The 13,848-nt window shown below is 61.4% G+C and carries 14 protein-coding genes and 1 tRNA gene; 7 read left to right on the forward strand and 8 right to left on the reverse strand.

What is annotated here, in order from left to right; all coding sequences use genetic code 11:
- Nucleotides 1-102: 102 nt before the first annotated feature.
- The gene (locus AC2S2E_RS03910; protein ID WP_486523769.1) at nt 103-1,623 is read left to right on the forward strand and encodes a fumarate hydratase; all 1,521 of its coding nucleotides are present in this window, start codon (nt 103-105) and stop codon (nt 1,621-1,623) included.
- A 258-nt stretch (nt 1,624-1,881) separates the two neighbouring features.
- Entirely contained in the window at nt 1,882-2,610 is a 729-nt protein-coding gene (locus AC2S2E_RS03915) for a metallophosphoesterase family protein (protein WP_486523770.1), read from the forward strand.
- A gap of 18 nt (nt 2,611-2,628) precedes the next feature.
- On the opposite strand, the gene AC2S2E_RS03920 is transcribed toward AC2S2E_RS03915, so the two are convergent.
- Nucleotides 2,629-3,339 (reverse strand): YiaD family glycine zipper/OmpA-like lipoprotein, encoded by a 711-nt coding sequence (locus AC2S2E_RS03920; protein WP_476106797.1) that lies wholly within the window; start codon nt 3,337-3,339, stop codon nt 2,629-2,631.
- 202 nt (nt 3,340-3,541) lie between these two features.
- On the opposite strand from AC2S2E_RS03920, the gene AC2S2E_RS03925 reads away from it, so the two are divergent.
- Complete coding sequence (locus AC2S2E_RS03925; protein WP_486523771.1) at nt 3,542-4,852, forward strand: hemolysin family protein; 1,311 nt, start codon at nt 3,542-3,544, stop codon at nt 4,850-4,852.
- A gap of 76 nt (nt 4,853-4,928) precedes the next feature.
- On the opposite strand, the gene AC2S2E_RS03930 is transcribed toward AC2S2E_RS03925, so the two are convergent.
- On the reverse strand, nt 4,929-5,150 hold the full coding sequence (locus AC2S2E_RS03930) for a hypothetical protein (RefSeq protein WP_486523772.1): 222 nt from the start codon (nt 5,148-5,150) through the stop codon (nt 4,929-4,931).
- Between the two features lie 63 nt (nt 5,151-5,213).
- Here AC2S2E_RS03930 and ileS point away from each other — a divergent pair, with 63 nt between their 5' ends.
- From ileS to AC2S2E_RS03945, 3 genes are read left to right on the forward strand one after another with little or no spacing between them, the layout of a single operon-like run.
- Nucleotides 5,214-8,045: an isoleucine--tRNA ligase gene (ileS, locus tag AC2S2E_RS03935; protein ID WP_486523773.1), complete on the forward strand. Its 2,832-nt coding sequence runs from the start codon at nt 5,214-5,216 to the stop codon at nt 8,043-8,045.
- Nucleotides 8,042-8,587: a signal peptidase II gene (gene lspA / locus AC2S2E_RS03940; protein WP_486523774.1), complete on the forward strand. Its 546-nt coding sequence runs from the start codon at nt 8,042-8,044 to the stop codon at nt 8,585-8,587. Before ileS ends, lspA begins: the two co-directional genes overlap by 4 nt.
- A gap of 6 nt (nt 8,588-8,593) precedes the next feature.
- The gene (locus AC2S2E_RS03945) at nt 8,594-9,010 is read left to right on the forward strand and encodes a DUF3035 domain-containing protein (RefSeq protein WP_476106788.1); all 417 of its coding nucleotides are present in this window, start codon (nt 8,594-8,596) and stop codon (nt 9,008-9,010) included.
- Nucleotides 9,011-9,309: 299 nt separating this feature from the next.
- Here AC2S2E_RS03945 and AC2S2E_RS03950 read toward each other — a convergent pair whose 3' ends face one another.
- From AC2S2E_RS03950 to AC2S2E_RS03975, 6 genes are all read right to left on the reverse strand, one after another.
- Nucleotides 9,310-10,239: a bifunctional riboflavin kinase/FAD synthetase gene (locus AC2S2E_RS03950; protein WP_486523775.1), complete on the reverse strand. Its 930-nt coding sequence runs from the start codon at nt 10,237-10,239 to the stop codon at nt 9,310-9,312.
- Between the two features lie 13 nt (nt 10,240-10,252).
- Complete coding sequence (locus AC2S2E_RS03955) at nt 10,253-10,741, reverse strand: dihydrofolate reductase (protein ID WP_486523776.1); 489 nt, start codon at nt 10,739-10,741, stop codon at nt 10,253-10,255.
- Complete coding sequence (locus AC2S2E_RS03960) at nt 10,741-11,799, reverse strand: 5-(carboxyamino)imidazole ribonucleotide synthase (RefSeq protein WP_486523777.1); 1,059 nt, start codon at nt 11,797-11,799, stop codon at nt 10,741-10,743. Before AC2S2E_RS03960 ends, AC2S2E_RS03955 begins: the two co-directional genes overlap by 1 nt.
- Nucleotides 11,800-11,810: 11 nt before the next feature.
- Nucleotides 11,811-12,299, reverse strand: a complete 489-nt coding sequence (purE, locus tag AC2S2E_RS03965; protein ID WP_476106783.1) for a 5-(carboxyamino)imidazole ribonucleotide mutase — start codon at nt 12,297-12,299, stop codon at nt 11,811-11,813.
- Between the two features lie 4 nt (nt 12,300-12,303).
- Nucleotides 12,304-12,990, reverse strand: a complete 687-nt coding sequence (gene gpmA / locus AC2S2E_RS03970) for a 2,3-diphosphoglycerate-dependent phosphoglycerate mutase (protein ID WP_486523779.1) — start codon at nt 12,988-12,990, stop codon at nt 12,304-12,306.
- Nucleotides 12,991-13,131: 141 nt separating this feature from the next.
- Nucleotides 13,132-13,278, reverse strand: coding sequence for a hypothetical protein (locus tag AC2S2E_RS03975; RefSeq protein WP_486523780.1), 147 nt, complete (start codon nt 13,276-13,278; stop codon nt 13,132-13,134).
- Nucleotides 13,279-13,438: 160 nt separating this feature from the next.
- Here AC2S2E_RS03975 and AC2S2E_RS03980 point away from each other — a divergent pair.
- Nucleotides 13,439-13,513: transfer RNA gene (locus AC2S2E_RS03980), tRNA-Thr, on the forward strand.
- The last annotated feature ends 335 nt before the right edge of the window (nt 13,514-13,848 follow it).

Here is a 13,848-nt window from a genome sequence, read left to right on the forward strand (position 1 = left end):
CGAAGAGGCGCAATCGCGCCTATGGACCGCCCCAACCGATCATACGAATGCGCCTTGGCCCCCTGTTTTCGCGGCCAAAGGCCCAGAACGAAGGAGCGCCCCATGGCCGAATTGGTGACCATCAAGGAACAGGATCTGATCGACAGCGTGGCCGACGCGCTGCAATTTATCAGCTACTATCACCCGATGGATTACATCCGCGCTCTGGGCGACGCCTATGAGGCCGAACAAGGCCCCGCCGCCAAGGATGCCATCGCCCAGATCCTGACCAACAGCCGCATGTGCGCCGAAGGCCACCGCCCGATCTGTCAGGACACCGGCATCGTCAACGTCTTCATCAAATGGGGCCAGAACTGCATTCTGGAATCCGAGATGAGCCTGCAAGAGGTTGTCGATGAAGGCGTGCGCCGCGCCTATAACAACCCTGACAACAAGCTGCGCGCCTCGGTTCTGGCTGACCCGGCCTTTACCCGCCGCAACACGCGCGACAACACGCCCTGCGTTCTGCATGTCGATATGGTCAAGGGTTCGAAGATCCACGTCGATGTCGCGGCCAAGGGCGGCGGGTCCGAAAACAAGTCCAAGTTCAAGATGATGAACCCGTCCGATTCGATCGTCGACTGGGTTCTGGAAATGTTGCCCCAGATGGGCGCTGGCTGGTGCCCGCCGGGCATGCTGGGCATCGGCATCGGCGGCACGGCGGAACATTGCGTGCTGCTGGCCAAAAAGGCGTTGATGGAACAGATCGATATGGCCCAGTTGAAGCAGCGCGGGCCGCAGAATGACCTCGAAGCGCTGCGCATCGAGATCTTCGACAAGGTCAACGCGCTGGGCATCGGCGCGCAGGGTCTGGGCGGTCTGGCCACGATTCTGGACGTCAAGATCATGGACGCCCCCTGCCACGCGGCGGGCAAGCCGGTCGCCATGATCCCCAATTGTGCCGCCACGCGCCACGCCCACTTCACGCTGGACGGCAGCGGGCCGAGCTATCTGGAAACGCCCAAGCTGGACGAATGGCCCAAGGTTCACTGGGCGCCCGATGCGGCGGCCAAGAAGGTCAACCTCGACACGCTGACCGCCGAGGAAGTGCAGAGCTGGAAGCAGGGCGACCGCCTGCTGCTCAATGGCAAAATGCTGACCGGGCGCGATGCCGCGCATAAGCGGATCAAGGATATGCTGGCCAAGGGCGAAGAACTGCCCGTCGATTTCAAGGGCCGCGTGATCTATTACGTCGGCCCTGTCGACCCCGTGCGCGAAGAAGTTGTCGGCCCCGCCGGCCCCACCACCGCCACCCGCATGGACAGCTTTTCCGACCTCATGCTCGACCTGGGCCTGCTGGCCAGCGTGGGCAAGGCCGAGCGCGGCCCCAAGGCCACGGAATCCATCGCCAACCACAAGAGCGCCTATCTGATGGCGGTCGGCGGCGCGGCCTATCTCGTCGCCCGTGCGATCAAGGAATCCAAGGTCGTGGGCTTTGCCGATCTGGGCATGGAGGCGATCTATGAATTCACCGTCGAGGATATGCCGGTGACCGTGGCAGTCGATTCCGAGGGCAACAATGTCCACCAGTTGGCGCCCAAGGTGTGGAAGGAAAAGATCGCGACCGAAGGGCTTTTGGCTTAAGGTTTTTTGCCTCCGGCGGGCAAAGGGCGAAAGCCCTTTGCAATCCCGATAATGGGGCGCGCGCGATTGGCAGCGATGCGGATCGGGAAATGAAATTGAAAGCCTGCGGCGCGGGGAGGTTGCTCTCAAAAGCGCCGCAGGCTTTGTCATTTAAACATGGCGTCGATCAGCCATGGCCGAACCCTTGGCGCAACAAAGACAGTAACGGGAGCGCGAGGGACTAGTCCCTCGCATCATATTCCCCTAATCCCCCTCCCCATGCCCACCCTCTTCCACATATCCGACCTGCATTTCGGCGCCGAGGACAAGGCCGCGCTGGATTGGTTCAAACAGGAAATCGCGCGCGAAAAGCCCGATGCGGTCATCTGCACCGGCGATTTGACGATGCGCGGCACGGTGCGGGAATTTGATGCGGCGGGGGACTATCTGCTCGGCCTTGGCGTTCCGGTCAGCATCGAGCCGGGCAACCATGACATGCCCTATTACTGGGAGATGGTGAGCCGTCTGCGCCGCCCCTTTGCCCGGTTCGAGGCATTGCGCGCGCGGGCGCATTCGGATCTGCCGCTGGTGGATGTGATGCTGGTGTCGCTGCCCACGGTGACGCCTGCGCAGTGGCGTATCAACTGGTCCAAGGGTCATGTCAAACAGCCTGCTTTGACCGCGGCCCTGCGCAAACTGGAGGGCGCACAGGGGCTGAAGCTGGCGGCGTGTCATCACCCGCTGGTCGATGCAGACACCCATGGTACGGGCTCGACGCGGGGCGGTCGGCGGGCCTTGGCGGCATTGGCCGGGGCGGGAGTGAGCGCGGTTTTGTCGGGCCATGTCCATGACCCCTTTGATTTGCAGGTGGAAACCGAAAACGGTCCCATCCGCATCATTGGCGCGGGCACTTTGTCGGAACGGACCCGCGCCACATTGCCCAGTTACAACCGGCTGGATTACGCACCCGAAACCGGGCTGAATGTGACGGTCAGGGCGGCGGGCTAAACCGCCGCCCCTGCCCTGTCACTGACCGCGCGCGGCGTTCACCTGTTCCTGGGTGATGGGCACGATCTTGATTTCCACGCGGCGGTTTTTCGCGCGGCCTTCGGGCGTCGCATTATCGGCCACGGGCATGGAAGCGCCATAGCCCTGGGTGCGGATACGTGCCTGCGAAACGCCCTGCATCGACAGATAATCGCCCACGGTGCGGGCGCGATTTTCCGACAGCGTCTGGTTCAACTGGGCGCTGCCGGTCGAATCGGTGTGGCCGTAAACGTCGATCAGGCTGTTGGGATAATCCTTCAGGCTCTGGGCGATCTTGTCCAGCGTGGGGCGAAATTGCGGGTGCAGCATGTACGAACCGGTGTCGAAGGTGACGCCATCGGGCAGGCTGAGCATGATCGAGCGGCCATCATCCGACGGGCGGATGTCAACGCCGGTGCCGACGGTCTGTTCGCGCAACTGCTTGATCTGCTTGTCACGTTCATAGCCAATGGCGCCGCCCGCGATGCCGCCGATCCCTGCGCCCACGATGCGGCCCGTGCTGCCGCCGATCAAACCGCCCAGCAACATGCCGCCCAGCGCGCCCGCGCCTGCGCCAATCGCCGTGCGCGACACTTTCTGTTGGCCGGTGTTGGGATCGGTGACGCAACCCGACGTGGCCAACAGGGCGGCGATAGCAAAGCCGGCTGTGCCAAGACGGGCACCATTTTTGGCCTTTGAAATGGGCGACATAGGGTTTCTCTCCATGGTTGGCTGGCCGGATCGGCGGCCAATTCATTTCCGACAGGCCGCAATTTTTGGCCGTGTTAACTGAATCTAGCATTGCTGAAATGGTTCCACCATGGCTCTCGCCACGATTTGTAACAAATTTGTATCGGCAACTGTTTTTGTTGGCCTCTTCGCGTTCGCGATAAAGGCTGCTAAGACGTCGCTCGTGATACCTTTTCCCTGGATCGATGTCGTCGTTATTGCCGGCCTGATTGTCGTCAATGGCGTGTTTTCCATGTCCGAACTGGCCATTGTGTCGGCGCGGTCGGGCAAATTGCGCGTGTTGGCCGATCGCGGCAATCGCGGGGCCCAGATCGCTCTCGAACTGACCGCCGACCCCGGCAAGTTGTTGTCGACCGTTCAGATCGGCATCACGCTGGTCGCGGTGGTCACGGGCGCCTTTTCCGAGGCCAGCCTGTCGGGGCCGGTGGCCGAAAGGCTGGCGGGTCTGGGCATTCCTTTTGCTTATGCCGATCGTCTGGCCAGCGTGCTGGTGCTGGGCATCACCACTTTTGCCAGCCTGATCGTGGGCGAGTTGGTGCCCAAGCAAATCGCGCTGGCCCATGCCGAGCGTTTGGCCGTGACGGTGGCGCCGCCCATGGCGATGATGGCGCGGGCGACGGCGCCTTTGGTGTGGATGTTGGGCCGTTCGTCCAACGCGATCCTAAAGCTGATGCGCATCAAAACCGGCGAGGAACAGCATGTTACCGCCGAGGAAATCCATCTCGTCTTTGCCGAGGCGACCCGTTCGGGCGTGATCGAGGAAGAAGAACGCGCGATCATGACCGGCATCATGCGTCTGGCCGAACGCCCGGTGCGTGAAGTGATGACGCCGCGCACCGAAATCGACTGGATCGAGCGCGGCGCGAGCGAAGGCGATGTGCGCGCCGCGATCAAGGAAAGCCCGCATTCGCTGCTGCCCGTGGCCGATGGTGCGGTCGACAATATCGTCGGCGTGGTCAAGGTGCGCGAGGTTTTGGCCCAATTGCTGGCGGGCGGGCCGCTTGATCTGGAAAGCCTGATTTGCAAGGCCGAAATCGTGCCGGACCAGATCGACGCGATGGACGCGCTGCGCGTTTTGCAAAATTCGGGCCTGTCCATGGCGCTGGTCCACGACGAATATGGCCATCTTGAAGGCATCGTTACGCCCGCCGACCTGCTCTCGGCCATTGCGGGCCATTTCGCCTCCTATCAGGATGAAGGCGACAGCCCGATGGTCGTGACGCGCGAGGATGGGTCGCTGTTGATTTCAGGCGCCTTGCCCGCGGATTCTTTGGGCGACCGTTTTGGCATCGAAGTGCCCGAAACGCGCGATTACGCCACCGTGGCCGGTTATGCCCTCTCGATCCTGAAGCGTTTGCCCAAGGAAGGCGACCATTTCATAGATCAGGGCTGGCGATGGGAGATCGTCGATATGGATCGGCGTAAGATCGACAAGTTACTGGCGAGCAGGGTTGAGGTTTTGGAAGAAGGTTAAAATGCGAGGGTCTCGACCCTCGCGCTCCCATTACTGTCTTCGTTGCGTGTGGGGTTCGACCTATGGGTTTCGGACGCTAAGTTTGAATTTTGAAAGCCTGCGGCGCGGCCAAGGATGCGTTCGCCGCGCCGCAGGCAGGAAAACCATCCCCAAACCCCACTTCCCGGCCAATTACGCACAACCCCATAATGGGATTGCAAAGGGAAGTTTTTGTGGTCGCATCGCTGATGCCAAAAACCGGTTCCCACTTTTTGGCGCGATGCTCAAAGGCCCTTTGCCCGCCGAAGGCAAAAAACAAACACACCCCAATCATTATCAAGATTTGCGGAAATCCCCTCGAATCGCTAAGGCACGGCGCGTCATGACCGAGAAACGCGATTTTCGACCCACCGTCTTCCTGCCGAAGACTGATTTCCCCATGAAGGCCGGCCTTCCGCAGAAGGAGCCGGGCATTTTGAAGGGGTGGCAGGAGCAGGACCTTTACCGTGCCTTGCGCGATGCGCGTGCGGGGCGTGAAAAGTTCATTCTGCATGATGGTCCGCCCTATGCGAATGGCAACATTCACGTGGGCCATGCGGTTAACCACATCTTGAAGGACATGGTGGTCCGCACGCAGAGCCTGAAGGGTCTGGACGCGCCTTATGTGCCCGGTTGGGATTGCCACGGCCTGCCTATCGAATGGAAGGTCGAGGAAGAATATCGCAAGAAGAAGAAGAACAAGGACGAGGTTCCGCCGCGCGAATTCCGCGCCGAATGCCGCGCCTATGCCCAGACATGGGTCAATGCTCAGCGTGAACAGTTGAAGCGTCTTGGCGTTAATGGTGATTGGGACAACCCCTATCTTACCATGGATTTTCAAGCAGAAGCGACCATCGTTGGCGAATTGCTGAAATTCGCCACCAGCGGCCAGCTCTATCGCGGGGCCAAGCCCGTGATGTGGAGCCCGGTGGAAAAGACCGCTCTGGCCGAGGCCGAGGTTGAGTATGAGGACATCACCTCAACCCAGATCGACGTGGCGTTCGAACTGATCGAGGTGCCCTCCTCGCCCGAACTGGTGGGGACCAAGGTGGTGATCTGGACCACCACGCCCTGGACCATCCCGACCAATCAGGCGCTGGCCTATGGCCGCTCGATTGATTACCTTCAGATCAAGGTGGGTGAGGAGAAATACCTCGTTGCCGAGCCGCTGATCGAAGCGTTTTTGAAGCGCATCGATGAAGATGGCTATGACTTCCTGATGTATGTGAAGGGTCCGGTTCTGGCCGGGGCCAAGGCGCGTCACCCGATGGCCGCCGCCTTCCCCGACAGCGAATTCTTCACCCGTCCTCGCCCGCTGCTGGCCGGTGATTTCGTGACGACCGATTCGGGCACCGGCTTTGTCCATATGGCGCCCGACCACGGCGAAGACGACTTTTTGCTGTGCAAGGCGAACAAGATCAATCCGGTCTTTGCCGTTGAAGGCGATGGCAAGTACCGCGCCGACTGGCCTTGGCTGGGCGGCGAAGGCAGCGTCATCAATCCCAAGTTCAACGCGCCCGACGGTCCGATCTGCACCGCTTTGCGTGAGGCTGGCGGCTTGCTGGCGGCCAGCGCGGATTACAAGCATTCCTATCCGCATTCGTGGCGTTCGAAGGCGAAGGTCATTTTCCGCTGCACCCCGCAATGGTTCGTACCGATGGACAAGGATCTCGCGCCGTTGAGCGAAGAGGACGATAAGTTCGATCTGGCGACGATCCTGTCGCCCGATACGCTGCGTGAACGTGCAAAGAAGGCGATTGCCGACACCCGTTTCGTGCCCGAAAAGGGCCGCAACCGCATCGGCGCGATGGTCGAGGGCCGCCCCGACTGGGTGCTTTCGCGTCAGCGCGCATGGGGCGTGCCGATCACGCTCTTCGTCGATCGCAAGAGCGGCCAGTATCTGGTCGATGCAGCCGTCAATGAACGCATCGTCGCGGCCATTCGCGAAGAAGGCGTGGACGCATGGGACGAGGCGCGTGCGCAGGAATATCTGGGCGCCGATTACAACGTCGAGGATTACGAGCGCGTCACCGACATTCTGGACGTGTGGTTCGATTCGGGTAGCACCCATGCTTTCGTGATGGAAAGCGGCCGTTGGCCCGACCTGCTGCGCCCCGAAGGCTATCGCGGCCCCCGCGCCGACCTTTATCTCGAAGGCAGCGACCAGCATCGCGGCTGGTTCCAGTCCTCGCTGCTCGAAGCCTGCGCCACGCGTGGCCATGCGCCGTACAAGGCGGTTTTGACCCACGGTTTCACCATGGACGCCAAGGGCATGAAAATGTCCAAGAGCCTTGGCAACACGGTCGATCCGCTGAAAGTCATGGAGACTTACGGCGCGGATATCGTCCGCCTCTGGGCTCTGTCGGTGGATTATACCGAGGATCACCGCATTGGTGACGAAATCCTCAAAGGTGTGGCCGACCAGTATCGCAAGCTGCGCAACACGTTCCGCTATCTGCTGGGCGCGCTGGACGGCTTTAGCGATGATGAAAAGCTGCCGGTTGAGGACATGCCTGAGCTGGAGCGCTATATCCTTGCGCTGCTGGCCAAGCTGGATGGGGAACTCAAGGTTGCGGTCGATGCTTTCGACTTCAACACCTATGTTCGCAGCCTCGTCGATTTCTGCAACGAAGACCTCTCGGCCTTCTTCTTCGATATCCGCAAGGACTCGCTCTATTGCGACGCGCCGACGGACACCAAGCGCCGCGCCTATCGCACGGTGCTGGACATCCTGTTCCACGCGCTGATCCGCTATGCCGCGCCGGTTCTGGTGTTCACGGCCGAGGAAGTGTGGAAGTCGCGCTTTGCCGATGAGGGCAGCGTGCATCTGCTGGAATGGCCGGTGGTGGATGCGGTTGTCGTGGATAATGGCAAATGGGACGCGATCCGTAGTTGGCGCGCTTGGGCCTATTCAAAGATCGAGCCGCTACGTCGATGCAAAATACTTGGCTCCAGTATGGAAGCAGAAGTCACGGTGCCAACCGGCTATCCCGTTGATGATTTAGCTGAATTATTCATCTGTGCTAAGGTTACTGGCGGCGATGATATGGAGGTCACCAAAACCGAAGCCCACAAATGCGGCCGCTGCTGGCGCCATCTGCCCGAAGTTTCGGAAGACGGCGATCTGTGTTCACGTTGCGATCAGGTTGTGTCGGCCATGGACGCGGCTGAATGACGATTCTTGCGCGCATCTCCGCTGTCAAAGCGCGCCTGCTCGGCCTGGCCGTGGCGGGGGTGGTGTTTGCGCTCGATCAGATCGTCAAATGGGCGATGATCGGCCCGCTCGACCTGCCCCGCGTCGAACAGATCACGCTGCTGCCCATTTTCAACTTTACCTGGGCGGAAAATTACGGCGTGTCGCTGGGCCTGCTGACGGCGGGTTCGGATCTAGAACGCTGGCTGCTGGTCGGCATGACCGGCGCCATCGCTTTGGGCGTGGCCATCTGGATCTTCATGGAAAAGCGTGTGGGCGAAATCCTGCCGCTGGGCCTCGTGCTGGGCGGCGCGCTGGGCAATATCCTTGATCGGGTGTCCAAGGGCTTTGTGGTGGATTATGCCGATCTGCACATTGGGGCCTATCGCCCCTTCTACATCTTCAACCTTGCCGATGTTGCCATCACCTTCGGCGTATTGATTATCCTTGCCCGCAGCTTTCTTTCGGGCAAAAAGCGTGGCCACATCAAGCTGGACGCCGCACCGTCCATCCCGGAGAATTGAACCACAATGCGTAAGATTTCCGCCATCCTGCTGGCCGGCACGACCTGCCTGATGCTCTCCGGCTGTGGCGCGGGCGGGCTGTTCAACCGCGTGCGCCCCGATGAATTCGCCGTTCAGCGCCAGACGCCGCTGTTCGCCCCGCCCGATTTCGCGCTGACCCCGCCCAAGCCCGGTGCGCCGCGCCCCAACACCCGCCCCGGTCAGGTCGAAACCACCGAGGCCATGTTCGGCCCCGCGCCCCAGCGCAGCGCGGTCGAAAACACCGCTGTTTCCAAAATGGGCACCGCAGACGCGTCGATCCGCTCGACCGTGGCCGATCCCAAAACCGCCACGGCCAACAAGGGCGACGTCACCCGCACCATCATCGCCGCGCCCGAAGGCGATGGCCGTGAAGCGCAGGCCAAGACCCCGCCGCGTCAGTAATTTCGCGGTTCTGTGGTTGCAAAAATGCCCCTGCCCGGTTGGGTGGGGGTTTTTTGTTTGTTTTTTGTGGTGGGTTTTTGCCTCCGGCGGGCAAAGGGACTTGTCCCTTTGCAATCCCGTTACTGGGGTGGTGTTTGCTTGGCTGCGTGTGTGGATCATTTATAAAGCCTGCGGCGCGGATAGCTCGGCTTTGCCGCGCCGCAGGCTTTAAAATTTCAACGCCGCGTCCGACACAAATCGTCGAACCCTTGGCGCAACGCAGACAGTAATGGGAGCGCGAGGGTCTAGACCCTCGCATCTTACACCCCTTCTAAAGCCCGCTTCGCCTCATCACAATCCCGCCCGATCTGCGCCACCAACGCATCGAGCGAATCGAACCTGGCCTCCGAACGCAGGAAGGCATGGAACCCGATCTCGATCTCCTGACCATAGAGGTCGCCGGAGAAGTCGAAGAAATGGGGCTCGAGCAATTCCTTGGGCGGGTCGAAATGGGGGCGGATGCCGATATTGGCCGCGCCTTTCAGCACGCGCCCATCGGCCAACCGCCCCGTCACCGCATAGATTCCATAGGCGGGCCGCAGATAGTCGCCCAGCGCCATATTGGCGGTGGGAAAGCCGATTTCCCGGCCCAGCTTGTCGCCATGCTGGACGGCGGCGCGCATGGCGAAGGGGCGCGTCAAAAGCTGCGTGGCGGTGGCAATATCGCCCGAGGTCAGCGCCCGGCGGATGCGGCTGGAGGAGACGATCTCGCCCCCTTCCATCACCGCGCCCACCGCCCGCGCGCCAAGGCCGATTTCCGCCCCCATCGCGCGCAGCGTGGCGACCGAGCCGGAGCGGCCCTTGCCAAAGGTGAAATCCTCGCCCGTGACGACGCCCGCCGCGCCCAATTGGCGGCCCAGCACTTCATGCACCCAATCATGGGCGCTGCTGGCCGCCATGGCCGCGTCAAAGGCAAAGACCAGCATGGCGTCCGCCCCGGCGCGGCCAAACCATTCCTGCCGCTGATCCAGCGTCGAGAGGCGGAACGGCGGCGAACCGGGGGCGAAAAATTCCACCGGATGGGGATCGAAAGTGGCGACGATACAGGGCCGCCCCTCTTCCTTGGCCCAGCGCAGCGCTTCGCCTACCACGGCCTGATGGCCCAGATGAAAGCCGTCGAAATTGCCCAGCGCGATGATAGCGCCGCGCAAAGTGTCGGGAATAGGGTGACGGGAATCGAGCCGGATCATGTCAAAACTGCGCCTATCCCGCCTTTTCCAGCGTGACAAAGGCAAAAGCCGGTTTGCCCTCTTGGGCATCATGGGTTTCGCGCGCGACCTCGCTCCATTCCGGGCCAATGGTCAGCGGGAAATGGGTGTCGCCCTGCGGTTCTGCCTCGATCTCGGTCAATTCGATGCGGTGCGCCCGGTCGATGAATTGGGCATAGATCTGCCCACCGCCCACCACGCAGATTTCCGGCGCATCTCCGGCCAGAGCCAGCGCCGCGTCCAGATCAGCGGCAACCTCTGCGCCCGGCGCGCCCCACGCCGTATCGCGGGTCATCACGATATGGCGCCGTCCGGGCAGCAATCCTGGCAGGCTTTCAAACGTCTTGCGCCCCATCACCATCGGTCGCCCCATGGTCTTGGCCTTGAAGTGGCGCAGGTCGGCGGGCAAATGCCATGGCATTGTGCCATCGGCGCCGATCACGCCATTGGCCGCGCGGGCCACAACAAGGGTGATGCACGTCATTATTCCAGAATCAGGCGGGTCACATGGCCCATCTTGCGTCCGGGTCGCGCCGCCGCCTTGCCATAGAGATGCAGGTGGTTGGCCGGATCGGACAGGATCTGGGCCCAGTCATGGGCATCATCACCAATCAGATTGGTCATTCGCGCCCCCGGAACGGCCAGCGTGGTCAGGCCCAGCGGCAAGCCGCAGACGGCGCGAATATGGTTTTCGAACTGGCTGGTGATCGCGCCTTCGATGCTCCAATGGCCCGAATTATGGACGCGGGGCGCCATTTCGTTGAACACCGGGCCATCATCGGTCGCGAAAAATTCCAGCGTCAGCACGCCGACATAATCGAGCGCCTCGGCCACCTTTTGCGCCAGAGCGCGGGCCTCGGGCACCTGCGCGGCAATCGCATCGCTGGCCGGGACGGTGGATGTGTCGAGGATGCCGTTCACATGAACGTTTTCCGCGCTATCCCAGAATTGGATGCTGCCATCGGCGGCGCGGGTAAGGATTACGGAAAATTCGCCAAAGAAAGTGACGAATCCCTCGTAGATCAGCGCCTGAGCGGGCAGGTCCAGCCCGGCCACATCGCCCTCGCTCTTGATCCGCCATTGCCCCTTGCCGTCATAACCATCGCGGCGGGTCTTCAAAATCCCCGGTGCGCCGATTTCGGCCACGGCGCGGGCGAGGTCTTCGACCCCGTCCACCGCCCTGAAAGGCGCCGGACGTCCGCCCAACGCCTTGACGAAATTCTTCTCACTCAACCGATCCTGCGCCGTTTCCAGCGCGCGCGGGTGGGGCAGCAAGGGCGTTGCGCCGATCGCCGTCAGAGGCGCGACCGGCACATTTTCAAACTCATAGGTGACGACCGCGCATTCGGCGGCAAAGGCTTTCAATGCCGCCTCGTCGGTATATTCCGCGCAGGTAAAGCGGCTGCACACCTCAGCCGCGATACTGTCGGCCTCGGGCGCAAAAATATGCACGCGATAACCAAGGCGGGCGGCGGCAAAGGCCATCATTCGGCCCAATTGTCCGCCACCCAGAATGCCGATCGTTTCACCCGGAGCAATCATGGTCGCAGCGCTTATTCCGGACGTTCCGCGACGCCTTCGGTCTGGGCCACGCGGAATTCCTTCACGCGCGCGGCCAGAGCCGGATCGCTGGTGGCCAGAATCTTGGCGGCCAGCAGGCCTGCATTGGTCGCGCCCGCTTCGCCAATGGCCAGACAGCCGACAGGAACGCCCGCAGGCATCTGGACGATGGAGAGCAGCGAATCCTGACCCGACAGCGCCTTGGATTGAACCGGAACGCCCAGCACCGGCAGATGAGTCATCGAGGCGACCATGCCCGGCAGATGCGCCGCGCCGCCCGCGCCCGCGATGATGACCTTGAAGCCTTCATCGGCCGCATTCTTGGCGAAATCGACCAGACGGTCGGGCGTGCGATGCGCCGAAACGATCCGCACATCATGCGCGACATCCAGTTGCGTCAGGATGTCTGCGGCCTTCTTCATCGTGTGCCAGTCCGACTGGCTGCCCATGACGATGGAAACGACGGCTCCGGGACGGGTCATGTTCTTACCTCTCCGACAGATAATAGCGTTCGAGCGCGCTGAGATTGTCGTCCAGTTCATAGACGATGGGCTGGCCGGTCGGAATCTCCAGATTGAGGATATCCGCATCCGAAATATTCGACAGATGCTTGACCAGAGCGCGCAGCGAATTGCCGTGGGCGGCCACGATCACCGTTTCGCCCTTGGCCAGCTGCGGTGCGATTTCGGCCTCATAATAAGGCAGTACGCGTTCGATGGTCAGCTTCAGCGATTCCGTGCTGGGAATGTCGATCCCGGCATAGCGCGCGTCCTGCTTCAAATCGAATTCGCTGCCGTCTTCCAGAACCGGCGGCGGCACGTCGAACGAACGGCGCCAGATCTTGACCTGTTCGTCGCCATGCTTGGCGGCGGTTTCGGCCTTGTCCAGACCCGTCAGACCGCCATAGTGGCGTTCATTGAGGTGCCAGTCCTTATATTCGGGAATCCACACCCGGCCCGCCGTTTCCAGCGCCAGATGCAGCGTGCGGATCGCGCGGGTCTGAACCGAGGTGAAAGCTACCGTCGGCAGGATGCCCTTTTCCTTGAGCAAGGCGCCGGCCGCGCGGGCTTCGCCTTCACCCTTTTCGGTAAGATCCACGTCCCACCATCCGGTGAAGCGGTTTTCAAGGTTCCATTGGCTTTGACCATGACGGACGAGAATCAGACGAGGCACGTTTCTGGCACTCCCTCAAATGCAGCGTGAAGACACGTTTAAGGCGGCCCTAGCCCTTTGCCGCGATAATGGGAAGCAAGGATTTGCCCGATACGCATGGGGCGTGATGCGGGCGGCGGGCGACCATCGGATGATGAAAATTTATGCCTGCGAATCGCCCGTCGGGTTGGGGGTGTCCTGCATGGCGCGGCTCTGCGCTTTGCGGCGGTGCAGATTCTCGCGCAGCTTGGCCGCAAGGCGTTCTTCGCGGGAAAGCTTGGAATTGTCGGGTTTTTCGGGGTTCTTCATAGTAATCTTCTCTTGTGCGCACCCTGTTTGGCCGACCCGGACGCCATGTTCAAGGTACAGCCTTTGGAAAAATTCAGATGGGCGCTTGACATTCTTTCGATCCCCGGCCAATAGCGCGCCTCCGCTGCGGCACTGGTCGCACCGGCGATAACTGTGGTGTGCTGCTGTAGCTCAGTGGTAGAGCGCATCCTTGGTAAGGCTGAGGTCGGGAGTTCAATCCTCCCCAGCAGCACCACATAACCACGAAAAATCAATAACTTACGCCTCCCCGAAAATGGGGAGGCGGGGTTGTTTTTTCTCACGGAAGCACCACGGAAGCAAATTCGAGGGTATTGGAGGGTGCATCTGGCAAGATTGGCGTAGTTTCCACCCGCCCTTTAAGCCGCGCGCTGCTCTAACGATCCTACTAGAAATCGAGCGAATCGCTCGGATCAGCCACGCTCCCATCAAGTGGAGAGGGTTGCAGCAGCGCCGTTTTTCCCGAAGCGTTGGGGCCGACCACGGCAGTGATGTCCGTCGCTATATTGATCGCAAGCGGATCAGGTCCGAAGCAGCGGAAGCCGGCGATGG

It is taken from the genome of Novosphingobium sp. 550D, assembly GCF_057401885.1.